Below are 25,409 nucleotides of genomic sequence, written 5' to 3' on the forward strand. Positions count from 1 at the left end.
TTACAAGGACAATTATAACAAATATTCTTAATATTTAAAATAACTTGAAATTTCAGCTAAAGGAGGATATAGCATGAAGATTGCAATTACAGGAGGCACCGGACTGATCGGCTCGGCAGTAACAAACCTCCTTCTTTCCAAGAATCATGATGTATACATCTTAACACGGTCAAAAAAAGAGGCTGATGACTCAAAATTGCATTATGTGGAGTGGCTTGGAGATTCCAGTGTTCCTGAAAAAGAGCTTTCCGGTATTGACGCCTTTATTAACCTTGCGGGTGAAAGCATCAATGGCCGCTGGACGGAGGAAAAAAAGAAAAAAATTATGGAAAGCCGAATGAAAGCAACGGATGAGGTCCTCCGCATTCTTGACAAACTCCCTGAAAAACCTTCTGTACTGGTCAATGCTTCAGCTGTTGGTTACTACGGCACTGCTGAACAGGAGCGCTTTACAGAACGATCGGAACCGAAAAATGAAAATTTTTTATCAGAAGTGGCACAAAAGTGGGAACAAAAAGCGGAGAAGGCATCTGAGCTGGGAATCAGGACTGTATTCACTCGTTTTGGAGTAATCCTCAGTGAAAAAGGAGGAGCTCTCTCCCAGATTGAAATGCCCTATAGGTTCTTTGCCGGGGGCAGAATCGGATCTGGAAGGCAGTGGATATCATGGATTCATCTTGAAGACGCGGCAAGGCTTATTGCATATGCTATCGAATCAGACATTGAGGGTCCATTAAATGTTACTGCCCCTTTTCCTGTACAGAACAATGATTTCGGAAAAGAATTGGGAGAAACCATCAAACGTCCTCACTGGCTGCCCGCTCCCGCTTTTGCCATAAAAACTTTGCTTGGTGAAATGAGTGTTCTCATTCTTGAAGGGCAGCATGCCTATCCCGAAAAGGCACTTCAAGGCGGATTTCAATTCCGTTTTTCAAGGCTTCAGGAAGCATTAAAGAATTTACTGAAATAAGATACAATATAACTAGGAATAAAAAGAAAATTAGGTGAATGCAGATTGAAAATACTGATTAAAGGGGCAAAGATTTACCCGATTACCTCCCCCGTTTTGCAAAAAGGTGATATCTTCATCCAAAACGGAAAAATCAAACATCTTGCCCCATCCATCGAAGAAACCTCGGATATGGTAATCATCCATGCGGAAGGAAGCCACCTTCTGCCCGGGCTGATCGATGTCCATACCCACTTGGGGCTTTATGATGAGGGCACAGGATGGGCCGGGAATGACGCAAATGAAACAAATGAAGTACTCACCCCCCATATCCGGGCGATCGACGGCTGCCATCCGCTGGACAGCGGTTTTCAGGATGCCATCAAGCATGGCATAACATCGGTCCACATTATGCCCGGCAGCGCAAATGTGATTGGAGGGACAACTTCCGTCATTAAGACTGCTGGAAAGGATATTCGAAAAATGCTGATCAAGGAGCTGGCAGGTCTGAAGCTGGCACTCGGTGAAAACCCCAAAAGGATTCACAGCGGCAGGGAAAATAACTCCATTACACGGATGGGAATCATGGGAATGCTCCGGGAAGCTTTTTATCACGCAAAAAGCTCTTCTTTTACAGAGGATTTAAGGATTGCTCCCCTGCTAGCAGCTTTGAACCGTGAAATTCCTGTCAGAATTCACGCTCATCGTGCGGATGATATCCTTTCGGCCCTGCGGCTAGCAGATGAATTCAATCTTGATCTCCGTATTGAACATTGCACGGAAGGCCATTTAGTTGCCGAGGAGCTGTCTGGCCGAGGTCTCCAAGTTTCAGTAGGTCCAACCCTAACGAGAAGATCCAAGATTGAGTTAAAGAACAAAACTTGGGAAACCTATAAAATTCTCGCAGATCATGGTCTGGAAGTATCCATTACAACAGATCATCCCTATACGCCGATTCATTATTTAAATGTCTGTGCGGCTCTTTCTGTCCGGGAGGGGCTGAGTGAAGAAAATGCCCTGCGCGGCATTACCATCAACCCGGCCAAAAACCTGGGCGTTGCCAATCGAATCGGCAGCCTGGAACCCGGAAAAGACGCAGATATCAGCATCTGGACAGAGCATCCGTTTCATTTTTCATCTCTTCCGGTAATGACCATAATTGAAGGAAAAATTGTGTATAAAAATAACCAATATTTTCACAAAAAATAAACAAAAAAACTATTTTCTTTTTTAGAAAAATATCTTATGATTCAAGTATAAATGAATATGCAAAAACCATAGGGAAGGCAATTGGTGCGCCACCAGAATTTCTGGTCCTAGTGGGTTCGATTCCCACCCCGAATTAATTTTTATTCTTAATTCGAGGGTGGGATTTTTCTGCCCTCTAGGAGGGGTTAAATTGTTAAAAAAGCGTGATTTAAACGACTGTCATGTTCTTTTCAATTTAATGGCGCACCCGGATGTCTTTCCTTTTGTTCGTCAAAAAACCGACTCGCTTGAAGAATTTATGTTTCTGACCAAGCAGACTATTGAAGAAGAAGAACGCGGGGAAACGATTTCCAGAACCATTATGGATGAGTGGTATAATCCAATCGGAGCCATCAGCTTGTACGACGTTCAAGATGGCTGCGGATTTCTGGGCACCTGGATTGGGCAGCCGTATTTTGGCAAGGGCTACAATAAACTTGCTAAAGAAAGTTTTCTGTCCGAATTATTTTACGAAAAGGATATTCAGACGGTTTTTATGCGGATTCGCAAAACCAATCTTCGTTCGCAAAAAGCTGCAGAAAAAATTCCGTATGTCACAATGGCCAATGAATCACGGGCCGACGTCTATGAACAGCTCAACCGTGAAGAGGATCTTTATAACCTATATCAGATTGAGAAAGACAACTACATGCTTCATCAGTTAAGAAATCAAAATCAAACCGATGTTTATGAAGAAAATCATCTGAAAGAAGCTTAAATAATTGGCGCCGTTTGAGCCAAACTATAAAGGGGATGACTCAGTAAGTTTAACTTGCTGGGTTATCTTCTTTTTATTTTCTAAAAGGGGGAAACAGCCTTGAAAAGTAAAAAACGCCAAGCGGAAGAGCGGAACGCCGACCTGACCAAAACGCAGGAGATGCTCTATAAAGAAGAAATGAAATCAGCGGATGGAGCAGCAAAAAATGCTTTCCCTTCTTCCCAGCAAACAAGATAAAGTAAAAAATTACTTTTGAGGAGGCTTCACTCATGGATCATGAAAAGAATCAGCTAAACAACGCACAGGACGGCTTGACAGAAGCTGACCAGATGCAGCCTGAAGGTGTAGATGTTCAATACTCATCCGAGGTGGCTGACCAGGACGACCATGAAGCATTAGAACGTGCGGAAGAAGCAGATCGCCGCCAGCTTAATCAATAAAGACGTTAAATGGGCTGTCCAAGAAGTCTGTAAGCTGTTGATTTCCGTTCCAGGGTGCTCGCTTTCCGCGGGGCGTGCGGTGAGCCTCTTGGCGCTAGCGCCTACGGGAGTCTCACCTGTCACGCTAGTCCCGCAGGAGTCTCGCATCTTCCACTTCAATTAACTTTTCATTGAAGATTTTTCAAGCCAAAAAGGGGCTCCTGAAGGTCAATTTTCGACTTTCTGGACAGCCCCTTTTTCTAAAAAACTTTTATGGGGAACTTTATGGCTTGTGAGTAAGGTTATCCACAGGATGTTAATATCGTGGATAACTTTAATTGTTTTTAAAGACTTTGTAATTTTTTTGACGAATATTGTAGCTTTTATAATTTTTTCATTATTTTACATATGCACAAGCAGTGGATAACATTGTGGATTGTGTGAATATGTCAGAAAATATCGATTTATAAAATACTTTTCAACAAACATTGTGGATAACAGAGACCCTACCTTCCTGCATGTCTTGTAGGTCAGTATCTTTATGTTTATAATTAGAAAAAATTAACATGTAGGAAGGAAGGGATTCGTCCTCCGCTTTCTGGTGGGCAGACACCGGAACGGGTGGCGGATCTTTTGGAGACAGCTGCAGCGAGGGCGGAGATGGCTGGGGCGGAGATTAGTTCCATAATATTCTGCCTATTAAAAAAGAGAAAGGGAATGACTCCCTTTCTCTTTTATTTCTCCCAGACAAGTGAACAAACCACTTCGACATGAGCCGTATGAGGAAACATATCCACAGGTGTCAGGCTTTCAACTTTAAACCCTTCACTTATCAACATGTGGACATCTTTTGCCAAGGTGGATGGGTTGCATGAAACATAAACCATTCTCTTCGGCTTAATCTTCCCTACTGTTTTTAAGAAGGCCTGATCACAGCCCGTTCTGGGAGGATCAACCACAATAACGTCCGGCTGCCAACCTTCTTTCAGCCACTTCGGAAGAATTTCCTCTGCTTTGCCCGTCTCATAATGGGTGTTCGAAAATTCATGCCTTTTCGCGTTTTCTTTTGCATTTCGTATCGACTCATCGATGACGTCCATCCCTCTGACTTCTCGGGCATCTGGAGCAAGCCAGAGCCCGATCGTTCCAGCTCCGCAATACGCGTCCACAATTTTTTCTGTACCAGTCAGTTTCGCCGCTTTCTTCGCCTCATCATACAATTTTACCGTTTGCTTAGGATTCAGCTGAAAGAATGCACGAGCCGACAGATCAAATGACAATTCACCTAATTGTTCACCTATGGTTTCCGGTCCTTCCAATGGAATCGTTTGATCGCCGAAAATGATGGATGTTTTCTTATCATTCACGTTTTGAACGATGGAAGTAACGTTCGGAATCCGTTTCTTGATTTCTGACACAAGCAGTTCTTTTCGAGGAATCATTTTTTGAGCCGTTACTAAAACCAGCTGTGTTTCCCCTGTTTCAAAGCCTGTCCTTACGACGATCGTTCTGATGATCCCCGTGCGTTTTTTCTCATGATAAATGGAGATGTTTAGATCCTCCAGGATTTTTTTTACAGCATTGGTTATGCGAACTGTCTCGGGATGCTGTACCATGCACTGATCTAGATCGATAATGCGATGAGAATTTAGTCCATAGAGCCCCGCGATGACCTTGTCTTTATCTTTAGCTGCTTGAAGCTGGCTCTTGTTGCGGTATTCCCAAGGGTGTTCCATGCCAATGGTTGATTTAAGCGGCAGATCTTCCGGCTTTATTTTCGTATAGCGCTCGAAGGCCTGACGGACCACATCCTGCTTCTCTCTCAGCTGTCCTGCATAGCTGAGATGCTGAAGCTGGCAGCCGCCGCATTGTTCATAAATCGGACAAGGCGGAATAACCCGGTCTTTTGATTTTTTGCGGATGCTTTTGACTTTTGCTTCCGCCCGGTTGGGATAAACATGTTCAATCTGCGCTGTTATTTCTTCCCCAGGAAGAGCACCTGGAACAAAAACAACCGTGCGTTTATAAAAACCGACTCCCTCTCCATTAATGCCGAGGCGTTTAATTTTGAGTGGGATGGTTTGCCCTTTATTTAATGCTGTTTTTTGTTTATGGTTGGCTGTTTCTTTTGCCATAGCCATTCACTTCTCTCAAAATAATTTTTTCGATCCATTATAGCATTGTTTACACCTTGTTCCCACTAACATGTCCAAACAGATGAAAAAAAGCCTTGATCAAGGCTTTTTTGGTGTTTGCTTCAAATGTTTATCCATCTTGCTTTTTGAAGCCAGATCATCCAGGCTCCTAAAAGTGTATCCCCGCTTCTTAAGATCATCTATCGCTTTTCCGAGAGCTTCAGCATTGTCTCTTGAAACAGTATGCAGCAAAAGTATACAGCCAGGGTGAATTTGTTTCATGATGTGGTTATAGGAGTATTGCCATCCTTGCTGGCGTTTAACATCCCAGTCAACAAACGCGAGCGACCAAAACACATGCGAATATCCCAATTGTTTGGATAGGGCGATTGAACGCTCACTGAATACACCTCTTGGCGGACGAAGATAATGCATATCTTTTTTTCCAGTTAGCTTTGTGTATTTATCCTTAACCGCTGTCAATTCTTCTTCCATACGCTGCCCGCTGATTGTCGTCATATCCGGATGATGATTGGTATGGTTTCCAACAATATGGCCTTCATTTGCCATTCGTTTAATCAGATCAGGGTGAGTGTTAATAAAATGTCCGGTAACAAAGAACGCCGCCGGAACTTTTCTGCTTTTTAGCGTGTCCAGGACATCGTCTGTGTAGCCGTTCTCGTATCCGTTATCAAATGTGAGATAAATATCTTTTTGATTGGGATTACCAATATACATGCCATCATATTTTTTCAACAGCAGCAAATAACGTTGATCTGTCGTCGGCGGTACTTCATTTCCTCTCTTCTGGAAATACCATTCGTACCGTTTATTAGAAGAATCCCCATGTGCAGCTTGTGCTGTATTGCTGGCGATCATGAGAAAAACAGCGGCAATTATTAAACGATTCCCCCATTTTTTCATGTCCGTTCACTCCTCTCCATGCTTTTTATATCATTACTTTTAGTTTCTTTGTCTGATTTAAAAGCATACAAGGTAGTATCTGCCATAGGAGAAAAGTGCAAGCGCCCTGTTCAGGTCCGACAAGCGCTGAAGCTAGACATTACATCTATGCCACAAAAAAAGCCCGCTCCAGGAGCAGGCTTCTTGTATCTATTTGAATACAGGTTCTTTAAACTGAGAAAGGCGTTCAAGCGATGAAGCTTCCACATCTTGATGAAGGCTGTTTCCATGAGAATCCATTGTAACAACCGCTGTGAAACCTTTCACGTTAATATGCCACATTGCTTCTGGAATACCGAATTCCATCAGGTCTACGCCTTCTACCTTCTGCATGCATTCCGCATAGTATTGGGCAGCTCCGCCGATGGCATTCAAATAAACACCGCCATGCTCGCCAAGCGCCTGAAGAGTCTTTTTGCCCATTCCGCCTTTACCGATAACCGCACGAATACCAAACTTTTTCATGATGTCGCCTTGATACGGCTCTTCACGAATAGATGTCGTAGGACCAGCAGCTTTTACGACCCAGTTTCCTTCTTCATCTTTGGCCATTACTGGACCACAATGGTAGATGATCTGACCGTTCAAATCAACTGGTGCGTCATGATCTGTTAAATATTTATGGATTGCGTCACGGCCCGTATGCATCATGCCATTGATGGTGACAACATCACCGACACGAAGCTCACGGATTTGTTTTTCCGTAATCGGTGCTTCGAGTGTCACTTGGCGGACTTCTGTTTTTTCTTCAAGGGCAGCTGCCGCTTCTTCTTTCATCTTGTCGAAGTCGACTTCTTCACCTTCTTGGTAGAGCCATTCTTGAATCTCACCGGAAACCGGATCAACTTTAACGCCTAGACGGCGGTAAGCCCAGCAATTGTAAGCTACAGATACAAAAAAGCTGGCAGGAATACGATTGATGACTCCAACTTTACAGCCAAGAAGCGTTGTTTCTCCACCGAAGCCCATCGTTCCGATTCCAAGCTTGTTGGCGTTTTCCATCACGTATTCTTCAAGCTTGCGAAGATTTTCGTTAGTATTTACATCTTCCGCAGAACGGAAAAGCATTTCTTTTGCCAGTTCATATCCGCTTGTACGGTCTCCGCCGATGCCGACACCGATGAAGCCAGCGCTGCATCCCTGTCCTTGTGCCTGATAAACGGAATGCATGATGCATTTTCTGATGCCATCCAGGTCACGTCCAGCACGTCCAAGGCCTTCCAGCTCCGCAGGAAGGCTGTATTGAATATTTTTATTCTCACAGCCGCCGCCTTTTAAAATTAAACGAACATCAATGTAATCTTCTTCCCATTGTTCAAATTTAATAACAGGTGTACCTTCACCCAAATTGTCTCCGCTGTTGTCCCCGGTTATGGAGTCAACAGAGTTCGGACGCAGCTTGGCATCACTGGTCGCTTCAGCAACTGCTTTTTTGATCGCCTTTTTCATTTCAATCTGGTTCACATTGACCGGAACTTTAATCTTAAAGGTCGGCAGCCCAGTATCCTGACAGATCGGCGAAACATTTTCATCCGCCATCTTAATGTTTTTTGTAATCGTTTCTAAAGACATCGCAGCACGGGTTCCTGCGTTCTCCCGTATCTTTGCTGCCGCAATGGCTCTACGTACGTCTTTCGGCAAGTTTGTGGATGTTTCCACGATCAGCTTATACATGCTCTCCTGAAACTTTTCCATGCTCTAACCCCTTTTATTATAGAAGAATAATTTTGTCCATTAAAACCATTTCCATTATAACAAAAAGGATAAAATAGCGCTTACTTTTCGTTTTTGATCTGCTCTTTTTCTTCCCAATGATTTCGGAACTGCTTGCACTTAAACTCCAGGTCATCCAGCATTCCTATGATCCGGTCGATTTCTTCTACTCCTGCTGTTTCTGCATCAATGGAATCAAGCACCTGCAGCAGCATGTCCACCCGCTGCACAATATACTCTTTCTGAGATGATCTATCTTCAATCGATTTACCCACATTAACCTCTCCTTTCCTTCATACTGTATCAAAGGATCATTTGTCTGCCAATTTAAACTTGAAATTTAGGCTCTTTTTCTTTGCTTCTGATTGAGTTATCATATGGTGTATTTATAGGTTATCGCAGCCCTTTATTTTTACCCGTTTTATTTAAAAAGGAGTTTTTTATAATGATGATAAAAGAACCAATTTCCGTTCAATATGACCCTTGGGAAGCCTACATGGATGTGGAACAGTACGATTCCATGAGGCTAACCAATATTGAAGTAACAACAACTACCCTCTGTAACATGAGATGCGCCCATTGTGCAGTCGGATATACCTTAAATGTGAAAGACCCTGAACCCCTGCCGCTCGATCTTCTTATCCGCAGACTCGATGAGATTCCGGATCTGCGTTCTTTCTCGATCACAGGCGGAGAGCCGATGATGTCGAAAAAATCGGTGGATCAGTATGTTGTGCCACTACTCCGATACGCATCATCACGAGGGGTTAGAACTCAGATTAATTCAAATTTGACGCTGGATCTCACCCGGTATGAGCCCATCCTTCCCTACTTGGATGTCCTTCACATTTCTCATAACTGGGGAACTCCACAAGATTTTGCTGAGATTGGTTTTGCCGTGATGGACCGCAAACCTTCCATGGAACAGCGAACAGCTTTATTTGACCGGATGGTACATAATGCGCAGGAACTCACAAAACAAGGCGTCCTTGTGTCTGCGGAGACCATGCTGAACAAGAGCACTCTTCCTTATCTTGAAAAAATCCATGAACATATCCAGGAAATGGGATGTCAGCGCCACGAAATCCACCCCATGTATCCAAGCGACTTCGCAAGCTCTCTTGAAGTCCTTTCGCTGGATGAGACCCGCGCTGCCATCCACCGGCTGCTGGATTTCCGCAATCAGGACGTGTGGATGCTTTTTGGAACGCTGCCTTTTTATGCATGTTCAACCTCCATTGAAGATCAAAAGCTTCTAAAGCGCCTTTATGCAGAAAAGAGCGTAACCGTCCGTAATGATCCCGATGGAAGGTCACGGCTGAACGTCAATCTGTTTGACGGAGAGATCATCGTAACAGACTTTGGCGACACTCCTTCACTCGGCAACATACAAAGCACTTCTTTTTTAGAAGCCTATGAAAAATGGAACAAAACCGACACAGCAAAATCGCTGAACTGCCATTGTCCAGCTGTAAAATGCCTGGGTCCCAACCTGCTGGTGAAAGATACGTATTATAAAGAAATGGACTTTTCACTCCGTTCTTCCAAAATATAACTTTTTAAAAAGTTATAAACTTTACATTAGTAAGTTTTGAGAGTATTATCAAAGGAAAGACTATATCTAACAGGCTTTTCAGCCGAAAAAGATCAATGCAATGAGGTGAATTGTTGTATGGATTACAATACCATGTGTCCCAAATATGAAGTTACTATAGATATTATCGGTAAAAAATGGACGGGGCTGATCATCCGTGTATTATTGGGTGGATCCCGAAGATTCAAGGATATAAAAAAGCAGATTCCTGAGATGAGTGACAGAATGCTCACAGAACGAATGAAAGAACTTGAAGCTGTGGGCATCGTTGCCCGCCATGTTTATCCCGAAACACCAGTTCGGATTGAGTATGATCTTACCGAAAAAGGAAAATCCCTGCGCTCCGTAATTGATGCTATTCAAAGCTGGAGTGAAGAATGGGTTGAGAATTGCGAACTTCAAAAATAAAACAGCTCCTTTAGGGAGCTGTTTTATTTTACATATTGGAAGAATGGAATCTGAAGGAAACATGCTCTTGAACCGGGATCCAGGCTCCGATTCCCTGCTGGGTAACATTCTGTACCTCAAGCTTTCTTTTGCTTCCCTTCAATACGATGTAGACTTCTCCATATGTCACTCTTCCTCTTTCATTAACAGCTGGCGCATAGCTTGAAAGGTAACCGACCTGCTTAGGGGAAATATTATAGACGTTACTTTTCCTTGTTCCTGCCCCCACATTGGTCTGAAAAGAAAGAGGAAGCTTTGTTTTCTCTCCTGCTGCAATCAGCATCATCTTTTTTACAGCATCACTATTCGGAATTTCAGCAGTCAAGCCGCCGGTAATCCGTTTATGTGCCTGCTGTTGATATCTGAGCTGAGCCATTGCTTTTCCGCCTCGGTTATCCAAACGATTAAGGTTGATCTGCTGGTACTCCCAATTAACGGTAGTTTCCGTGGACTGATAGGACAACGGCCATTGTCCAAGGAAAATTCTTGCTCTGTACCCGATGGCTAATTTTGATGGATTGATTACCGACTCGTTCAGAATACGGATTAAATCCGGATTTGCAATGGATACATTGGATGTTTTCAGCATGGATTTAGCAAGCTTGCTTGGCTCGAGGTAAGGCAGATCCTGAGCGGAATTGGGATACGTATTTTCTTTTGATATGCTGACAACAGAGTTAGGTATCCTGGCAGGACTTGCTGCAGCAGTATCTGCTTGGGCCAGCAGGGAAAAAAGCATGATTATAACAAGGTATGTGCGGTTCCGTTTCATATGAATTGCCTCCTTTATACACCTATTTTTTTCTTGTTGAAGAAATTTATCCATAGTAGAGGAATAACAATTTTTAACACATAAAACAGACACTTCATGTTTTTCAAGTGTCTTTGTGTTTACTCTTTTAAAATTGGTGGAACTATGATAACAGATTCAAACCCAATCGGCACCCTTTCAACCATATCAGGCAATAAACCTCATTCACGTTATATGTCGTTTCAGCGTGAAGGTATAACCCTCTTTACAGCAACCAGTAAACAAACACATAAAGTGGAAGAAATTCAGGAGAATCCAAATGTCCATGTCCTCCTGGGATACGAAGACTGGAATGATCCTTATTTTGAGCTTCAAGGTACAGTTACCGTGCGTGATGGTAAGGAACTCAAGGAAGAATTCTGGCATGACATGATGAAGCATTGGTTTTCGGGCCCCGAGGACCCAAACTATATCATTCTGGAAATCAAGCCGTCTGTCTACAGGCTGATGAACGCGAAAGAGCGGGAACCCGTAGAGATGAAACTCTAAGGTATAATTCAAAAAAGCATTCCCTAGGTATATTCTCAAGGAATGCTTTTTCTTATGCGGTCAGTTCGAATGAATCTGTGATATCGATACTTCCTTTTACAGATTGAACCATCGAACAGTTTTTCTCCGTAACCCGCAATGCCTTTTCAATTTTTTCCGAGGAAAGTTCCTGGCCTTTTATAATAAAATGCATATGAATGCTTTCTATGCGATCCGCCTCGTTCCTGTTGCGAACGACCTGCGTACGAATCGTAATATCCTGAACATCAATTCTCATCTTATCCAAAACTTTACGAAGCACCCCGCCGCTGCAAACGGCCACAGATGAAACCATCAGCTGATAAGGACGAAAGCCATACTCTTCATTGCCTGAAATATCGAGCGTGCCGTATTCAAATTGGGTTTGAAAACCGTTCTCCTTCATTTTAAATTCCATTAATATCACCTCTTATTTTTTATAGTGTAAACAATTTTAATTTGTTTTTACAAAGAATGCACTCAGCAAGGCAAGAAATAGATATTCATTGTAGAATAAGAGTAGAATTGAAAAAAGGATGTATTGCTTATGGCTGTATTAACAAAATCGAAATTTTCCGTGTTAGTCAGTATTGTCTTCATTTCGGGGTTTTCTCAGGGTATGCTCCTGCCTTTGATCGCTATTTTGCTGGAAGAGTCGGGAACCTCTTCTACCTTGAACGGATTAAACGCGACCGCCCTCTATATCGGTATCGTTCTCGCCTCGCCTTTTATTGAAAAACCGGTGCGAATGTTCGGCTACAAAAAAATCATTATAACCGGGCTTATTCTCGTCACCGTATCACTATTTTTATTTCCATGGTGGAAAGCGTTCTGGTTCTGGTTCGCTCTGCGCATGATCATCGGTGTCGGAGACCATATGCTTCATTTTTCCACCCAGGTATGGGTAACTTCCAACAGTCCTGCCGATAAAAGAGGCCGGAATATCGCACTTTATGGGATAGCTTTTGGTGCAGGTTTTGGGATTGGTCCAATGATGACCCGGCTGGCAGTGTATAGTGAAGCGCTTCCCTTTATAATTTCAGGAGGGTTCTGCCTGATCTCTCTGTTTGTTATGACCTTTATCCAAAATGAATATCCAGAAACAGAAAGCTTTAATGAAGCTGGTATGAATACGCTCAACCGTTATCGTGAGGTAATACTTCTAGCCTGGGTCGCTCTGCTTCCAGCGTTCGGCTACGGTTTTCTTGAAGCCTCCTTAAATGGTTCCTTCCCTGTTTATGCATTACGACACGGCATACCGATCGACTGGGTATCCATCTTACTGCCTTCCTTTATTGTCGGAAGTCTGGTGTTCCAGCTTCCACTCGGATTATGGAGCGACCGATTTGGAAGAAGAAATGTTCTTTTAGTTTGTCTTTTCGTGGGCTTTGCGGCATTTACTGCTACATTGTTTGCAGGGGAAAATATGCCGTTATTTCTCCTCCTTTTTTTTATTGCCGGCATGTTCGTTGGATCTCTGTTTTCATTAGGGATTACCTATATGAGCGACTTGCTTCCCCTGCACCTTCTTCCTGTAGGCAATATCCTGGCAGGCATCGCGTTCAGTGCAGGAAGTATGAGCGGTCCGCTCATCGGAGGATGGTTCATAGATACCTTTAAATCAGGCGCTTTTGTTTATGCAATAAGCGGAATGCTGCTGACTTTATTGGTGATTACCTTTATACATAAAGGAACAGGCATACGTTCTGCTGCTGAAAAAAACGTGTCATGAAAAGCCAATAAATAAAGCTGAGGTACTGCATACTATAGAAAGCAATATTTTTGCATTTCGATATTCCTTATACTATAATTGTAATTAAATAATAATTATTATAAATAATTTTTCTTAAAAAGGAGTTTATTGTTCATGAAATTACGCGACGAAATGCCTGAACTAAATGGTGCAACTGAATGGTTAAATGGTGAAGTAACAAAATCTGATCTAATCGGCAACAAACCAACACTTATTCATTTTTGGTCTGTAAGCTGCGGACTCTGTAAAGAAGCAATGCCAAACATCAATAAATTCCGTGATGATTACAAAGACGAACTAAACGTTATTGCTGTTCATATGCCTCGTTCTGAAAAAGACCTGGACATCGACCAAATCAAAGAAGTAGCAAAAGAACACGACATCACTCAGCCGATCTTTGTCGATAACCAGCACAACCTTACTGATGCCTTCGAAAACCAATATGTACCTGCTTACTATGTATTTGATAACGAAGGCAAACTACGCCACTTCCAAGCCGGCGGCGATGGCATGAAAATGCTAACCAAACGCGTCAACCGCGTACTAGGAAAAGAAACGAAGTAAGTTCGAAAAGCTTAGGTGCCTGGTTTAAAAGCGACATACGTTGGAACTCTCGAACTTCAACACGCTCCTTGTGTTTTGATGAGAGAGTGAAATGACCGAGCTTTTGGGCACTGAAGCTGGATCGAGAAAAGCTGAAAATCAAAACCCCTGTTGGAATTGGCCAACAGGGGTTTTTTATACTAAAAGGGCTTCCGGGGATCGCCCCACGTCTACCTTTTTCTTCTTAGAATATTATTTTCAACAATGCGGTAGATAAGTGCACACAGTTTAAACACCACAAGGCCGACCATCGTTCCGAATCCATTCAATAGGATGTCGTCTATATCAAAGATCCGGTGAGCGTAATTATATTGGATGACTTCAATTACAGAGCTCGTCCCAAATCCAATCACAAACATGAGCCACCATTTAGATAACGAACGGTTAATCAACGGTGGCAGAAAGCCCAGCGGAAAGAAAAGAATGACATTGCCAATTATATTTTTAAAAATCAGCCAGTAGTCACGGCTCTTCCACATTAATCGAATACTGTCAAAGAGCACAAGGTTCATTGATTTTCCATACACATAGTGGTTGTATGTAAACAATGTTGCATAAATCAGAATAGCCAAATACCCTAGGAACATAAGCCAACCGATATTTCTCCATCTTAGCCGGGCTTTTTTCTTGTTGAGCTTTTTGTTCTTCTTCATCATCATTCTCCATTCACGTGCTTAATCCCGGCCAATTGCATGACATTTCATTTGAGTCAGCTCAAAAAGCCCCGTCCATTATACCATATGATATCCGTATGTAATCATGCATGAAGATGTTAATTTGTCCAAAAAAAGCCGCCAATGAGGCGGCTTTTCATCGGAAATCTTATTTGGTTTTTGTCAATAAACCCTTCTCATATGCCTGGTCAATCTTGAACTTATGAAACGTAGCATTGATGACACCGCCAAGGATGACGACCATCCCCGTTAAATAAAACCATAGCATGAGTACGATAATGGCTCCCAGGCTCCCATAGGTGGCTGAATAATTGCCGAAGCTGTCAACATAAAAAGCAAAGCAAAGTGAGACAAGCAGCCAGGCAACGGTAGAAAAAATGGCACCGCACCAGACTTCACGATATTTCAGCCGTTTGCAAGGCCCCATAAAGTACAATACAGAAAAAACAATAGCAATAACCACAAAACTGATAACCCATCTCAACAAGCTCCACATGCTCAGGAAGAACTGATCGAGTCCCAGATAAGAGAAGATAAATTCCCCAAGCATTTTTCCGAAGACAGGAAGAACCAAAGAAACAACGATAGAGATAATTAATCCAATGGTAAGAAAGATAGCCAAAATCCTTGCTGTGATAAACGAACGGCATTCTTCTACACCATAGGCTTCATTTAATGCTTTAATCACTGCATTGACTCCATTAGAGGCTGACCAGAGGGAAGCGATAATCCCGAAAGAAAGCAGCCCGCCTTTTTTAGATTCAAGCACAGCCTTCAGGTTCTCTCTAATCAACTCCATCGATTGTCCAGGTACGACATTATTAAGAACTTTTACAGCGTCTTCCGGAGAAATAAAGATACCGCCAAGGGTTATTAAAAAGATGAGAAACGGAAAAAGCGACAGCAAAAAATAATATGCCAGCTGCGCAGCCAGATCAGGAACATCACTCTTTTTAAAACTGTGCATAAATTCAATGGCAAATGACTTTGGAGATATATTCTTAAGTTCATGGAACAATTTCATCTGTTTCACCTCGCTGCTTTAAACGATCCGTATACTGAAAAAAGAAGGGCAACTTAATAGCTGCCCTCATTTGGTGTAACCACATGCGGTTTGTTTTGAAGGTCGGAATAAGATGGAGCTGTAATTGAATCCTTTTCTTCGCCCACAACATCTTTACCATGCTCTTTAACGTCCTGTCCTGCATCTTTCAACTTACTTCCTATTTTTACAAGCTCACTGCTTGCCCCTCTTACTTGCTGCATGGCTTCCATTGATGTATTTTTCACTTCTTCCATTGTCGACATGAGCTGTTTGATATCATCCATCACATCGCTTACGGCTGAAGACGCGGATTGGAAAGTTTCTTTTACTCCGCCAGCGAGCGATTGAGGATTATCCTTTACATTTTTTGCAATAGTAACTGTCTGATCTTTTACATCTAACGTTTTACGTTTTACGGTTTGCCGGGTAGAGCGGTCAAGCATAGCAATTGCTGCTCCCACTGCTGCTCCAATGAGGAGTCCCTTCACAAGTTTGCTGTCATTTCTTTCATAAGTATCAAATGTTTTGTACGCCATAAAAACATCTCTCCTTTATATTAAAGTACCATTTAGTATGTTTTACATTCCCTATGGTTGGAACAAAAAAACATTTTTTTGTTTTTGTTTATTTTTTTAAAGTGATGGGTATCTTAACGGTACAGCACAATAACAAAACAAAATTTTAAAGGAGGAACACACGAGATGAGTTTTCTTTGGGCACTTATTATAGGTGGTATTATTGGTTGGTTAGCAGGAGTAATTACAGGACGTGACGTTCCGGGTGGAATCATCGGAAACATCATTGCTGGTTTTGTCGGTGCGTGGCTTGGAGGATTAGTCCTTGGAGATTGGGGTCCTGATGTGGCTGGATTTGCTATCGTACCAGCCATTATTGGAGCAATAGTTGTAGTATTAATCGTCAGTGCCATCCTTCGTGGTATGAGACGAAACGCATAACCATCAAAAAAAGCGGTACGCCAAATGGCGTACCGTTTTTTTAGTTTCCAAAATCCTTTTTAAAAACATGGCTGACACAGTCATATCCCATCTTGCCTTCATAGAAGCGATGGGCATCTTTTCTGGCAATTCCTGATGACAGAGCCACGCAGTTGCAGCTGTTATGAAGAGCAAATGATTCGATAAACGAAAGAAGTTCTTCCCCGAACCCTCTTGAGCGAAGGTTTCCGTCAGTCACCAAATCATACACCCACACATGTTTACCGTAATAAAGGTTTGTCATTATGGCAAAACCCGCTACAGCCACAAGTGTTTCATCATCATAACAGCCAAGCAGCGTATACCCGTTAGTCTGCATTTCTTCATTTAAAGCAAGATATAACGCCTCGGTTAAATGCGGACGAAGCTGTTTCATAACAGGAAAAGCTTCTTTTATTTCTTTTTCCGTTGAAAGTTGACGTATGATCCCCATTCAGCCATCTCCTCTACAAGTTCTCGCGGACCGCTATATCTTCAAGCAAATGATGGCATCCCTCTGTGACCAGTTCATAAACCTCATCAAAGTTTCCTGTAAAATAAGGATCCGGCACATCTTCTGCCTTACTTTCAGGAACATAATCCATCAGTCTTGCCACATGGTTCGCAGGTACATGGCCTGCCAGCTGCTGAAGATCACCAATATTTTTAGCATCCATCCCGATAACAAAGTCATATTCCGTAAGATCTCCAGCCACAACCTGCCTTGCTTTCAATCCTTCAAAAGAAATATTTTTCTTCGTTAATAAATCCCGTGTTCCTTCATGCGGCGGTTCACCGACATGCCAGTTTCCCGTTCCGGCAGAGTCCACTGAAATCTTGTCATCCAAGCCTTTTTTTTGGACCATATCCTTGAATATCGCTTCAGCCATAGGTGAACGGCATATATTTCCAAGACATACAAATAAAACTTTAACCATAGTAATCCCCCATCTGTCTATTGCTGTTACATTAAAGTATACCGTTAATTGTGTAAAAACATAAGGAGAACTCATTTGTATATTATAATTGCAGTAAAAAGGAGATGAGCGGATGGCAAATCGACAAGCACTTGAACAGCTTGCTGAATGGATCAAAGGTTCATCGTATACCGTTCTGTTAACTGGGGCTGGAATGTCAACCGAGAGCGGGATACCGGATTTCAGATCCCAGAACGGCTTATGGAAAAATTACGATCCCGCTTATGTGTCATCTGTTGATGCTTTGGAGGATCACTATCATTTGTTTCACGAATTCTATTCGCTTAGACTGCAGGACGTTGAGACTCGTATTCCCCATCAAGGTTACGAAGTATTATCGCGGTTACAGGAACAAGGCCTAATTCATGCGATTGCTACCCAGAACGTTGATGGTTTTCATCTCCGTTCAGGTAGCCAGAATGTTTATGAACTCCACGGGTCTTTAAGAAAAATTTACTGTCACACGTGCAGCCAAGAACATTCAATTGAAGCATTTAAAGATGGAACAGCGTGTTCCTGTGGAGGAAAACTTCGTCCGTCAATCGTTCTCTTTGGGGAGATGCTGCCAGAACATATTTGGCAGCAAGCGATAACAGCCATCGAACAATCTGATTTGGTGGTAGTCATCGGAACCAGCCTTCAAGTTTATCCCGTGAACCAGCTTCCTGCTGTGACGAAAGGCAAGACGGTATTAATAAATAAAGAGCCAACAGCACTTGATCATCTTTTTGATCTATCCATTTACTCCAGTGCAAAAGACTCATTATTAGAAGTAGAAAACCTCCTGGTTCCGTAAATTTTTTCCACTGCTACCAATCGCCTACGTTTCTTAAAAAATATTTCAAATAAAACTTTTAACATTTCTGTTATATCCTTTCAAAGCACTATCTTTATTTACAATTCAAAATTCCCGGCTTTCCCCTTCTTTCCTTGTGCTATATTTACTTTGCAATTCAGCAAACAGAAAAAGGGGAATGGGAATGAACTGGAGTAAACTTGGATTAATCATTTCTTTATGTACAACCAGTTTTTTAGGCACTTTTTATCAGGGGCAAAAAGCAGAGGCTGTCACCACTCATCCTGTTATTAATGAAGTGGCTTGGATGGGAACAACAGCTGATGCAAATGATGAATGGATTGAATTGTATAACCCTTCACAAGTTCCTGTCGATTTATCAGGATGGGTCCTTAAATCAGCAGACGGCACGCCTTCCATCCTGCTGACAGGAAAAATAGAACCAAACGGCTACTATTTGCTCGAACGTTCGGATGATACTACTGTTCCAGGAATTAAGGCCAATATGATTTATACGGGAGCTTTATCAAATACTGGAGAAACACTTGAATTAATCGATCCACAGAATACTATTCAGGATTCGATAGGATCCTGGTATGCAGGTGATGCAGCAACAAAGGCCACAATGGAAAGAAAAGATGCAGCTGCATCCGGAAATGACACCTCAAATTGGGTTACTTCTACTGTCGCTTATGATGCTGGTTATGGAACACCCCTGTCCGCCGCTGTTTCACAAGGCAGCCAAACAGAACACCTAAACAGTGTACAAAACGGCACTGGAGCTATGAACGTTTACTTCAACAAATCAGCACTGCCGGAATATTCCTCACCAAACAACCAAGCGAATTATAATATCAACCTGGAAAACAGACTGATCAACCGAATTAACTCCGCCACAGCCACCATTGATATGGCTACCTATGAAATCAATTTGCCAAAAGTCGTAGATGCCTTAATCAATAGGGCTGCTTCGGGTGTTCGGGTCCGAATCATAGCAGATGCAAAAGGACCGAGTGATCCAGAGCACGATGAACGCTATGAACTGATGAGAGCCGATCTTGAAAAGCTTCTTCGCGGAAAAGATGGTGTTCTTCATACTTCAGATGATGCATCTATTTTTTCTGACTCGGTCATGTTTGCCGTTGAAGATCCAGCGAAAAGGCAGCAATATGGACTTCCAGCGGACGGATATACTGACTTTACACAAAAGATCGTTACAGTTGGTTCATCCAGCCAAACAGGCTATTTACTGGTAGATGGTGAATCCAAATCTTCCAACGCGTATTATGCACCTGATAATCAGATGCACAACAAGTTCTTGGTCATTGATGGTACATGGACATTTACAGGAAGCTGGAATTTCACCACATCCGGCCTGTATGGAACGGATGCAAACAGAGAAAGCGGAATTCTTGATGGAAACTCCAATCATTCCATCGAATTTAATTCTCCGGAACTGGCAGCTGTATATAAAACAGAATTTGAAGAAATGTGGGGAGGTACTACTTTTTCTTCTGATCCAGTAAACGCCAACTTTGGACCAAGAAAGTCGGATAATACTCCTCATCATGTAACGGTAGGCGGCAAAATGGTGGATGTTTATTTTTCTCCCGGGGACAATGCTGTTCCACAGATGATTGATTTCATAAAAACGTCTGCTAATGAAAATACGTATTTTTCTATTTTCGCCTGGTCAGACCAAGAGCTAGTAGATGCTTTAAAAGTAAAATGGGAGGGGTCGGATCAAGATTTACAAGGTGCATTAACCGGCTTTGACTTAAAAGGTGTGTTTGAAGATTCCTATTGGAACATGTGGTGGTCTGCATCAGTGGACATGACCGGCCGAACAGCAAGCCAAACGAGTACAAATAATCCAAATACCCGCTGGAAGAACCCTGCACCTGTATACATGGATAAAGAAGTTCGTAAGCTGCATCATAAATACATGATTGTGGATGCTGATACATCCAGTGACCCTACAGTGATTACTGGATCAACGAATTGGAGTACAAACGGGAACGATGTAAACGATGAAAATTCTTTATTCGTTCATGATGCAGCTATTGCTAATCAATTTAAACAGGAGTTTCTAGCCCGCTATCAGATGGCTGGAGGAAGCGTTCAATAATTGTTTTCTGTTAGATAAAATAAAGAAATCCTCTTTTAGCAAAAAGAGGATTTCTTTTTTCTTTAATCGGCGATAACCTTTATAAAATAATTGCGGGAACGCGGGCCGTCAAACTCACAGAAATAGATCCCCTGCCATGTGCCAAGCACCAGGTCACCGTTATGAATAAAAACCATCTGTGAAGATCCTACTGTACTCGCTTTTAAATGTGACGCTGTGTTGCCTTCCGCATGCCGGTACTTTGGATGCTCCCAAGGATAAACCTCATCCAGCCTCATCAGCATGTCCGACTTCACATCAGGATCAGCATTCTCATTGATTGTTATCCCCGCAGTAGTATGGGAACAATAGACATACAACAGCCCTTCCTGTACCCCTTGCTCTTGGACATAAGCACGGACCGTATCCGTTACATCGATCATTTCGTCCCGATGGTGTGTCTTTATTGTGAATTTTTGCAGCAAAACTGATCACCTCGCTATGTTTTCCGTTATCTTATAAACATTACCATTCTGGTTCAGCATCAAACACCAGAATAAAGAAAGGATGCTTATTTTGGAACATGCCGCTTTTAAAGAACTAACCACTATACGCAAAGAACTCATCAATCACCCATTGTACAAAAAACTAACGAATGCAGAAAGGGTAAAAATTCTAATGAAGCATCATGTGTTTGCCGTTTGGGATTTCATGAGCCTTTTAAAGAAACTGCAGATCGAGCTGACCAGCGTTTCCGTTCCCTGGATGCCACAGCCACACCCGGAATACGCCCGATTCATTAATGAAATTGTATTAGGTGAAGAAACAGATGAAGATGGCGAAGGCGGTTTTATCAGCCACTTCGAACTTTACTTGAAAGCTATGAAAGAAGTGAAAGCCGATACCAATCCTATAGTGACTTATCTTACACGGGTAAAAGAAGGTGAGGATCCCCTTTTGGCCCTTGGATCGGATGCGAGAATCCTGATAAACTTCAGCAAGCCAAAACGGCTGCCATGGAATCATTGGAAATGAGAATAAAACTAGGGATGGCGTCCTTCAAGAAATAGAAGAATGCAAAGCATAAGAAAGAGCTGCCGTGTGGGCAGCTCTTTCCTCTTATTTGCGATTTACACGTGTACGGTCTCCGGCAATCTTTTTCCACTTTGCTTTTTCAGCCAGTGCGGCACGCTGGTCTTCTTTTCTTGCAAGGAAAGCCAGCTCTTTTTGCAGCTTAACATAACTGCTATAGCGGCCTTCATCCAATGTCTCATTCTTAATGGCCTTTTGAACCGCACATCCTGGCTCGTTCGTATGGCTGCAATCCCGGAACCTGCATTGTTCAGCAAGCCCTTCAATATCTGAAAAGCTGTGCCCTACTCCTTCTTCTGCTTCCCACAACTGCAGCTCACGCATTCCAGGAGTATCAATGACAATTCCTCCGCTTTTTAAAACGATGAGTTCGCGATGCGTCGTCGTATGCCGCCCTTTGTCATCGTCTTCCCTGATGGTTTTAACATCCTGCTTCTTTTCTCCATAGAGAGCATTCGTCATCGTGGATTTACCTACCCCGGAAGAACCCAGCAAGGCAACCGTCTTACCCTCTCCAAGATAGGTGGCAAGCTGCTCTAGGCCATCTTCATTCTCCGCGCTGATCGCATGAATCGGAACACCCATTGCAACCTCTTCCACTTCCCTGATTTTTTCCTCAATATCATCACACAGGTCAGCTTTACTGAGCACAATCACCGGATTTGCTCCGCTTTCCCAGGCCATCAGCAAGTATCTTTCTATCCTTCTTAGATTAAAATCCGTATTTAATGCATTCACGAGTAGAACTGTGTCCACATTTGCGGCTACTATCTGCTCTTCTGTCGTATGTCCTGCCGCTTTTCTTGAAAATTTGCTTTTGCGTGGAAGAATGGCATGTATTGAAGCCTTTTTCTCCTCCGGCCTCGCCGTAATAACGACCCAATCCCCTACAGCCGGGTAATCCTGCCTTTCTGATGCCATATGTCTGAGCTTTCCTGTCACTTCAGCGAGAAGTTCCCCGTGCTCTGTGAACAATCGGTACATTCCCTTATGCTCAAGAGCTACCCTGCCGACCGTAAAGCTTTCTTTATCAAATGATGTGAACCCTTCTTCAAAAAATAGGTCCCAGCCTAATTGTTTTAAATTCAATTTGTTTTCCTCCAATGATTAAATGATTAATTTTGTTTAAAATAAAAAAGACCGGCGCACCGGTCTTTTGGAGATCTGCATAATGACAGAATTCCTCTACAATTAAAAACCCGCGAGCTGTTCACAGCCCACGGGTAAAATCACTTAACCATTGAAATACTTCAAAGAAATTAAATGTCCATATTACCGGAGGGCTGTGATATGAAATTAACAACAGTAATGGCGTATTCAATAACAATGCTCATATAACATACCTCCTTAAAGACTCTTTAATAATCTAACTATAGTATAAGTATGCAGGATTTGTAAATAGGTTATTCAAAAATTCAAAAAATAAACCTGAATGGATGATGCCATTCAGGTTTATTAAAACTAACGTAATTATCTGTGACGGATCCAAACCGCACCAGCAGAGTTGTCCTTCGCTTCACCGATTACATGGAACTGCAACCCAAGGTTAGGAAGCTTGCGTCCTGCATCATCGATGACACCGTCTTCTGCGCTGCCATTATAATCGGTCATATCGATGTATTGTCTTGAATCATCGAATGATGTTACTCCATTAGAACCTTTGTAGTCAAAGATTCCTCTGGATGGAGAGTTGATGTACCAAGCCGGAGCTTTATCAAAAGAGAATGCAGCATCTGCTACTTGGTAACGTGTAGAATCCTCAACTGAAGGCTTGCCATTCAACGTACCGACAATTGCTTTCGGATGAGAGTCTACTACTCCAAGGAAGCCTTCACCTGGATGCGGTCCAGTCCAGTTATCAGAGAAGCTGTCATCCGCATACCATACGAGCATACCAGTGTTGTATTTTACTCCGCGCGCAAATTGAAGGGCCTTATCTGCACCAGCGTAGTTTCTCCATTCGATGTAGTAGTTGTTTTTCTTAAAGTCGATTCCATCAGAAGTCTTAGCACCACCAGAGAATGTTAATTTTGGAGTTCCTTCAGCATCATCGGATAGTACAACATTTCCATCCACAGTTACAGATAAGTTATCCATTGCAAAGCCGTTCATCGCAAGACCACCATCTGTAACATACTCAAATTGAACTTTTACTTTTTGGCCTTTATAAGCAGAAAGGTCATAAGATTTGTCTATCCATTGGTCCTTAGTTGTATCTGCGCCTTTGTCTTCATCTACAACCTCATCACCAAATGTATCAATCGTTTCGTTAGTTCCGTCAGCTTTCACTACTTTAACATATAGGTAGTCATAATCTGCTTCAATTTCATAAAGTGTTTTAAAGTCGATTTTTGCATTTGATGCATTAGTCAAATCAATCTCCGGTGTGGTCATCGTAGTATGCAGGTCATCACCTTTTGTACTGTAAAAGTATTTCTCACCGAAAGCTGGCTTAATGCCTTGAACCTTTTTATCCGGCAGATTTACTTTAACAATACCCGGGTTGTTCGATTTGGTTACAGACTGGTCAACTTTTGTGAGAAGACCAATTTTATTGATTTTGCTGTAATCTACTTCCTGTACGTTCGCCCAATTCCCGCCAATTGTGTTCTGGAAGAAATTTTTGTTTTGCGGTGAAAAGCTTGTTGGCGTTGTTCCTGCAATATTACCGTTCCAGCTTCCGCCGCTCATGATGGACCAGGAAGCAACCGGTTCACCGTCACCTGTATATTGAGTGTCATACTCATCCGGCAGACCTAGATCATGTCCGAATTCGTGGGCAAATACACCAACTGCCCCATCTTCAGGTTCAACCGTGTAGTCGAAAGCAGCCATTTGTCCGCCCCAATAAGGTACAGTTGCAGTTGTTCCTGGAACTTTGTAAGGTGCATTTCCAATCGTCCAGCGGTGGGACCAGATCGCATTGTCTCCAAGCTTTCCGCCGCCTGCTTCCTGTCCACTGCCTGCATGGATAACCATCAAGTGGTCAACTAATCCGTCTGGCTCATTAATATTTCCATCGCCATCAAGATCATAAATATCCAAATTATCATAGTCAGCAAGGTTAATTCCGCTTGCCGCTGCTGCATTTAAAGAATCCTTAATAAAATCACGAGGCCCTAGTGGTGCCTGGTTATCGTTACCGCCTTTTGGAGAATCATCTCCATAATCAGCTGCTTTACCAGGGACAGTCAACCACGGTGAAACTGTTCCTTCAACTGTATAGCTTCCTCCGGATTGCTCTTCGTAATATTGCTTAAAGGTTTCTACCTTTGAGCCATCAAACAACTCAAAAGGCTTGTCCCCGAACAGCATATCTTGGTAATGCTGCTGGTTGAAATCCTTGGAATACATATAGCCAGGTTCCTGGTCGATGTTATTATGTTTAAAATCAGAATACTCGGCCAAAAGGACAAGCACCTTATCTTTGCGGACAGGGCCATCATATTTTTTTCCTTTTGCAGGGTCTACTTTTACGAACCCATTCGGAAGACCTTTTTGCATTTTGGATTGGCTTTTATTTAATTTTTTTGATAGCTTCTGTTTCTGTTTATAAAGGAAATCTTTTGCTTTAAGGTCAAAATTTTTCTTGCTTGATGCTGAGGAAGCATTTACTTGAACTCCGCCCACTTTTTCATTTTTTCGTGCTATGTACTTTTGAACGGCTTTGGCAGTATCAACTTTTGAAGCATTCTTTGAGATAATCCCTCGGTCTTTCAAAGCTTTGGCAAGCCTGTCCTGATCCACCACGTTCATATCGATTGGTGCAAACTGCGTCGATTTTCCTTTTTCCGGCTGTGAATTGCTAGCAAATGCTGCAGGTGACATTAGACTCAATGAAAGCCCTGTGATCAAGAGCGATGAGCCTAATTTCTTAGACCAAT

The 25,409-nt window shown here is 42.5% G+C and carries 28 protein-coding genes; 14 read left to right on the forward strand and 14 right to left on the reverse strand.

Annotated features, from left to right (window positions below; genetic code table 11):
- The first annotated feature begins 73 nt into the window (after positions 1 to 73).
- The 5 genes from M1K46_RS17535 (at position 74) to M1K46_RS17555 (ending at position 3,355) form a co-directional block, all read left to right on the forward strand.
- The gene (locus tag M1K46_RS17535; protein ID WP_256227026.1) at positions 74 to 970 is read left to right on the forward strand and encodes a TIGR01777 family oxidoreductase; all 897 of its coding nucleotides are present in this window, start codon (positions 74 to 76) and stop codon (positions 968 to 970) included.
- 45 nt (positions 971 to 1,015) lie between these two features.
- Positions 1,016 to 2,158 (forward strand): amidohydrolase, encoded by a 1,143-nt coding sequence (locus tag M1K46_RS17540; RefSeq protein ID WP_053355673.1) that lies wholly within the window; start codon positions 1,016 to 1,018, stop codon positions 2,156 to 2,158.
- A gap of 190 nt (positions 2,159 to 2,348) precedes the next feature.
- Positions 2,349 to 2,915 carry a GNAT family N-acetyltransferase gene (locus M1K46_RS17545; RefSeq protein ID WP_053355674.1) on the forward strand — a complete coding sequence of 189 codons (567 nt, stop codon included), beginning with the start codon at positions 2,349 to 2,351 and terminating at the stop codon, positions 2,913 to 2,915.
- A 99-nt stretch (positions 2,916 to 3,014) separates the two neighbouring features.
- Positions 3,015 to 3,152: a hypothetical protein gene (locus M1K46_RS17550; protein WP_156316260.1), complete on the forward strand. Its 138-nt coding sequence runs from the start codon at positions 3,015 to 3,017 to the stop codon at positions 3,150 to 3,152.
- A 32-nt stretch (positions 3,153 to 3,184) separates the two neighbouring features.
- Positions 3,185 to 3,355 carry a YfhD family protein gene (locus M1K46_RS17555; RefSeq protein WP_082316035.1) on the forward strand — a complete coding sequence of 57 codons (171 nt, stop codon included), beginning with the start codon at positions 3,185 to 3,187 and terminating at the stop codon, positions 3,353 to 3,355.
- Between the two features lie 713 nt (positions 3,356 to 4,068).
- On the opposite strand, the gene rlmD is transcribed toward M1K46_RS17555, so the two are convergent.
- The 4 genes from rlmD to M1K46_RS17575 form a co-directional block, all read right to left on the reverse strand.
- Positions 4,069 to 5,469, reverse strand: a complete 1,401-nt coding sequence (gene rlmD, locus M1K46_RS17560) for a 23S rRNA (uracil(1939)-C(5))-methyltransferase RlmD (RefSeq protein ID WP_256227027.1) — start codon at positions 5,467 to 5,469, stop codon at positions 4,069 to 4,071.
- A 99-nt stretch (positions 5,470 to 5,568) separates the two neighbouring features.
- On the reverse strand, positions 5,569 to 6,393 hold the full coding sequence (gene pdaA / locus M1K46_RS17565) for a delta-lactam-biosynthetic de-N-acetylase (protein ID WP_256227028.1): 825 nt from the start codon (positions 6,391 to 6,393) through the stop codon (positions 5,569 to 5,571).
- Positions 6,394 to 6,582: 189 nt separating this feature from the next.
- Positions 6,583 to 8,127, reverse strand: a complete 1,545-nt coding sequence (locus tag M1K46_RS17570) for a fumarate hydratase (RefSeq protein ID WP_256227030.1) — start codon at positions 8,125 to 8,127, stop codon at positions 6,583 to 6,585.
- 80 nt (positions 8,128 to 8,207) lie between these two features.
- The gene (locus M1K46_RS17575; protein WP_053355678.1) at positions 8,208 to 8,420 is read right to left on the reverse strand and encodes an SE1561 family protein; all 213 of its coding nucleotides are present in this window, start codon (positions 8,418 to 8,420) and stop codon (positions 8,208 to 8,210) included.
- A 170-nt stretch (positions 8,421 to 8,590) separates the two neighbouring features.
- Here M1K46_RS17575 and yfkAB point away from each other — a divergent pair, with 170 nt between their 5' ends.
- Together yfkAB and M1K46_RS17585 are read left to right on the forward strand one after the other, a co-directional pair.
- Positions 8,591 to 9,700: a radical SAM/CxCxxxxC motif protein YfkAB gene (gene yfkAB, locus M1K46_RS17580; protein WP_256227031.1), complete on the forward strand. Its 1,110-nt coding sequence runs from the start codon at positions 8,591 to 8,593 to the stop codon at positions 9,698 to 9,700.
- Positions 9,701 to 9,817: 117 nt separating this feature from the next.
- Positions 9,818 to 10,147, forward strand: a complete 330-nt coding sequence (locus tag M1K46_RS17585) for a winged helix-turn-helix transcriptional regulator (protein ID WP_053355679.1) — start codon at positions 9,818 to 9,820, stop codon at positions 10,145 to 10,147.
- Between the two features lie 28 nt (positions 10,148 to 10,175).
- On the opposite strand, the gene M1K46_RS17590 is transcribed toward M1K46_RS17585, so the two are convergent.
- Complete coding sequence (locus M1K46_RS17590; protein ID WP_091007947.1) at positions 10,176 to 10,958, reverse strand: YfkD famly protein; 783 nt, start codon at positions 10,956 to 10,958, stop codon at positions 10,176 to 10,178.
- A gap of 144 nt (positions 10,959 to 11,102) precedes the next feature.
- Here M1K46_RS17590 and M1K46_RS17595 point away from each other — a divergent pair, with 144 nt between their 5' ends.
- A complete protein-coding gene (locus M1K46_RS17595; protein WP_256227036.1) occupies positions 11,103 to 11,486 on the forward strand; it encodes a pyridoxamine 5'-phosphate oxidase family protein in 384 nt (127 codons plus the stop codon).
- A 52-nt stretch (positions 11,487 to 11,538) separates the two neighbouring features.
- Here M1K46_RS17595 and M1K46_RS17600 read toward each other — a convergent pair whose 3' ends face one another.
- A complete protein-coding gene (locus M1K46_RS17600) occupies positions 11,539 to 11,922 on the reverse strand; it encodes an OsmC family protein (protein WP_062238580.1) in 384 nt (127 codons plus the stop codon).
- 129 nt (positions 11,923 to 12,051) lie between these two features.
- On the opposite strand from M1K46_RS17600, the gene M1K46_RS17605 reads away from it, so the two are divergent.
- A complete protein-coding gene (locus M1K46_RS17605) occupies positions 12,052 to 13,236 on the forward strand; it encodes an MFS transporter (RefSeq protein ID WP_256227037.1) in 1,185 nt (394 codons plus the stop codon).
- A gap of 135 nt (positions 13,237 to 13,371) precedes the next feature.
- Positions 13,372 to 13,821 carry a TlpA disulfide reductase family protein gene (locus tag M1K46_RS17610; RefSeq protein WP_053355684.1) on the forward strand — a complete coding sequence of 150 codons (450 nt, stop codon included), beginning with the start codon at positions 13,372 to 13,374 and terminating at the stop codon, positions 13,819 to 13,821.
- A 209-nt stretch (positions 13,822 to 14,030) separates the two neighbouring features.
- On the opposite strand, the gene M1K46_RS17615 is transcribed toward M1K46_RS17610, so the two are convergent.
- The 3 genes from M1K46_RS17615 to M1K46_RS17625 form a co-directional block, all read right to left on the reverse strand.
- Positions 14,031 to 14,513 carry a VanZ family protein gene (locus tag M1K46_RS17615; protein ID WP_256227038.1) on the reverse strand — a complete coding sequence of 161 codons (483 nt, stop codon included), beginning with the start codon at positions 14,511 to 14,513 and terminating at the stop codon, positions 14,031 to 14,033.
- A 169-nt stretch (positions 14,514 to 14,682) separates the two neighbouring features.
- Positions 14,683 to 15,558 carry a YihY/virulence factor BrkB family protein gene (locus M1K46_RS17620; protein WP_091007931.1) on the reverse strand — a complete coding sequence of 292 codons (876 nt, stop codon included), beginning with the start codon at positions 15,556 to 15,558 and terminating at the stop codon, positions 14,683 to 14,685.
- A gap of 53 nt (positions 15,559 to 15,611) precedes the next feature.
- Positions 15,612 to 16,115 (reverse strand): hypothetical protein, encoded by a 504-nt coding sequence (locus tag M1K46_RS17625; protein WP_256227039.1) that lies wholly within the window; start codon positions 16,113 to 16,115, stop codon positions 15,612 to 15,614.
- 165 nt (positions 16,116 to 16,280) lie between these two features.
- Between M1K46_RS17625 and M1K46_RS17630 the strand changes: the two genes are divergently transcribed.
- On the forward strand, positions 16,281 to 16,535 hold the full coding sequence (locus M1K46_RS17630; RefSeq protein ID WP_053355688.1) for a GlsB/YeaQ/YmgE family stress response membrane protein: 255 nt from the start codon (positions 16,281 to 16,283) through the stop codon (positions 16,533 to 16,535).
- 40 nt (positions 16,536 to 16,575) lie between these two features.
- Here M1K46_RS17630 and M1K46_RS17635 read toward each other — a convergent pair whose 3' ends face one another.
- Together M1K46_RS17635 and M1K46_RS17640 are read right to left on the reverse strand one after the other, a co-directional pair.
- Entirely contained in the window at positions 16,576 to 17,007 is a 432-nt protein-coding gene (locus tag M1K46_RS17635) for a GNAT family N-acetyltransferase (RefSeq protein WP_091007925.1), read from the reverse strand.
- Positions 17,008 to 17,020: 13 nt separating this feature from the next.
- Positions 17,021 to 17,491 carry a low molecular weight protein-tyrosine-phosphatase gene (locus M1K46_RS17640; protein ID WP_053355690.1) on the reverse strand — a complete coding sequence of 157 codons (471 nt, stop codon included), beginning with the start codon at positions 17,489 to 17,491 and terminating at the stop codon, positions 17,021 to 17,023.
- A gap of 112 nt (positions 17,492 to 17,603) precedes the next feature.
- Between M1K46_RS17640 and M1K46_RS17645 the strand changes: the two genes are divergently transcribed.
- Entirely contained in the window at positions 17,604 to 18,326 is a 723-nt protein-coding gene (locus tag M1K46_RS17645) for an NAD-dependent deacylase (protein WP_256227040.1), read from the forward strand.
- 184 nt (positions 18,327 to 18,510) lie between these two features.
- Complete coding sequence (locus M1K46_RS17650) at positions 18,511 to 20,454, forward strand: phospholipase D-like domain-containing protein (protein WP_256227041.1); 1,944 nt, start codon at positions 18,511 to 18,513, stop codon at positions 20,452 to 20,454.
- 62 nt (positions 20,455 to 20,516) lie between these two features.
- On the opposite strand, the gene M1K46_RS17655 is transcribed toward M1K46_RS17650, so the two are convergent.
- Entirely contained in the window at positions 20,517 to 20,918 is a 402-nt protein-coding gene (locus M1K46_RS17655; protein ID WP_256227051.1) for a secondary thiamine-phosphate synthase enzyme YjbQ, read from the reverse strand.
- Between the two features lie 91 nt (positions 20,919 to 21,009).
- Between M1K46_RS17655 and M1K46_RS17660 the strand changes: the two genes are divergently transcribed.
- Entirely contained in the window at positions 21,010 to 21,468 is a 459-nt protein-coding gene (locus tag M1K46_RS17660) for a DUF3050 domain-containing protein (protein ID WP_062238595.1), read from the forward strand.
- A gap of 84 nt (positions 21,469 to 21,552) precedes the next feature.
- On the opposite strand, the gene rsgA is transcribed toward M1K46_RS17660, so the two are convergent.
- Both rsgA and M1K46_RS17670 read right to left on the reverse strand, forming a co-directional pair.
- On the reverse strand, positions 21,553 to 22,614 hold the full coding sequence (rsgA, locus tag M1K46_RS17665; protein WP_256227053.1) for a ribosome small subunit-dependent GTPase A: 1,062 nt from the start codon (positions 22,612 to 22,614) through the stop codon (positions 21,553 to 21,555).
- 381 nt (positions 22,615 to 22,995) lie between these two features.
- Positions 22,996 to 25,353, reverse strand: coding sequence for an immune inhibitor A domain-containing protein (locus M1K46_RS17670; protein ID WP_256227169.1), 2,358 nt, complete (start codon positions 25,351 to 25,353; stop codon positions 22,996 to 22,998).
- Between the last annotated feature and the right edge of the window lie 56 nt (positions 25,354 to 25,409).

This window comes from Fictibacillus sp. WQ 8-8, from assembly GCF_024494405.1.
Taxonomy (GTDB): Bacteria; Bacillota; Bacilli; order Bacillales; family Fictibacillaceae; genus Fictibacillus_C; species Fictibacillus_C marinisediminis.

What these genes read in the sequence shown, in the direction of transcription:
- M1K46_RS17535 (WP_256227026.1), top strand. Translation starts at nt 74, where the DNA reads ATGAAGATTGCAATTACAGGAGGCACCGGACTGATCGGCTCGGCAGTA.
- M1K46_RS17555 (WP_082316035.1), top strand. Translation starts at nt 3,185, where the DNA reads ATGGATCATGAAAAGAATCAGCTAAACAACGCACAGGACGGCTTGACA.
- rlmD (WP_256227027.1), bottom strand. Translation starts at nt 5,469, where the DNA reads ATGGCAAAAGAAACAGCCAACCATAAACAAAAAACAGCATTAAATAAA.
- pdaA (WP_256227028.1), bottom strand. Translation starts at nt 6,393, where the DNA reads ATGAAAAAATGGGGGAATCGTTTAATAATTGCCGCTGTTTTTCTCATG.
- M1K46_RS17570 (WP_256227030.1), bottom strand. Translation starts at nt 8,127, where the DNA reads ATGGAAAAGTTTCAGGAGAGCATGTATAAGCTGATCGTGGAAACATCC.
- yfkAB (WP_256227031.1), top strand. Translation starts at nt 8,591, where the DNA reads ATGATGATAAAAGAACCAATTTCCGTTCAATATGACCCTTGGGAAGCC.
- M1K46_RS17585 (WP_053355679.1), top strand. Translation starts at nt 9,818, where the DNA reads ATGGATTACAATACCATGTGTCCCAAATATGAAGTTACTATAGATATT.
- M1K46_RS17590 (WP_091007947.1), bottom strand. Translation starts at nt 10,958, where the DNA reads ATGAAACGGAACCGCACATACCTTGTTATAATCATGCTTTTTTCCCTG.
- M1K46_RS17595 (WP_256227036.1), top strand. Translation starts at nt 11,103, where the DNA reads ATGATAACAGATTCAAACCCAATCGGCACCCTTTCAACCATATCAGGC.
- M1K46_RS17600 (WP_062238580.1), bottom strand. Translation starts at nt 11,922, where the DNA reads ATGGAATTTAAAATGAAGGAGAACGGTTTTCAAACCCAATTTGAATAC.
- M1K46_RS17605 (WP_256227037.1), top strand. Translation starts at nt 12,052, where the DNA reads ATGGCTGTATTAACAAAATCGAAATTTTCCGTGTTAGTCAGTATTGTC.
- M1K46_RS17610 (WP_053355684.1), top strand. Translation starts at nt 13,372, where the DNA reads ATGAAATTACGCGACGAAATGCCTGAACTAAATGGTGCAACTGAATGG.
- M1K46_RS17615 (WP_256227038.1), bottom strand. Translation starts at nt 14,513, where the DNA reads ATGAAGAAGAACAAAAAGCTCAACAAGAAAAAAGCCCGGCTAAGATGG.
- M1K46_RS17620 (WP_091007931.1), bottom strand. Translation starts at nt 15,558, where the DNA reads ATGAAATTGTTCCATGAACTTAAGAATATATCTCCAAAGTCATTTGCC.
- M1K46_RS17625 (WP_256227039.1), bottom strand. Translation starts at nt 16,115, where the DNA reads ATGGCGTACAAAACATTTGATACTTATGAAAGAAATGACAGCAAACTT.
- M1K46_RS17630 (WP_053355688.1), top strand. Translation starts at nt 16,281, where the DNA reads ATGAGTTTTCTTTGGGCACTTATTATAGGTGGTATTATTGGTTGGTTA.
- M1K46_RS17635 (WP_091007925.1), bottom strand. Translation starts at nt 17,007, where the DNA reads ATGGGGATCATACGTCAACTTTCAACGGAAAAAGAAATAAAAGAAGCT.
- M1K46_RS17640 (WP_053355690.1), bottom strand. Translation starts at nt 17,491, where the DNA reads ATGGTTAAAGTTTTATTTGTATGTCTTGGAAATATATGCCGTTCACCT.
- M1K46_RS17645 (WP_256227040.1), top strand. Translation starts at nt 17,604, where the DNA reads ATGGCAAATCGACAAGCACTTGAACAGCTTGCTGAATGGATCAAAGGT.
- M1K46_RS17650 (WP_256227041.1), top strand. Translation starts at nt 18,511, where the DNA reads ATGAACTGGAGTAAACTTGGATTAATCATTTCTTTATGTACAACCAGT.
- M1K46_RS17670 (WP_256227169.1), bottom strand. Translation starts at nt 25,353, where the DNA reads ATGTCACCTGCAGCATTTGCTAGCAATTCACAGCCGGAAAAAGGAAAA.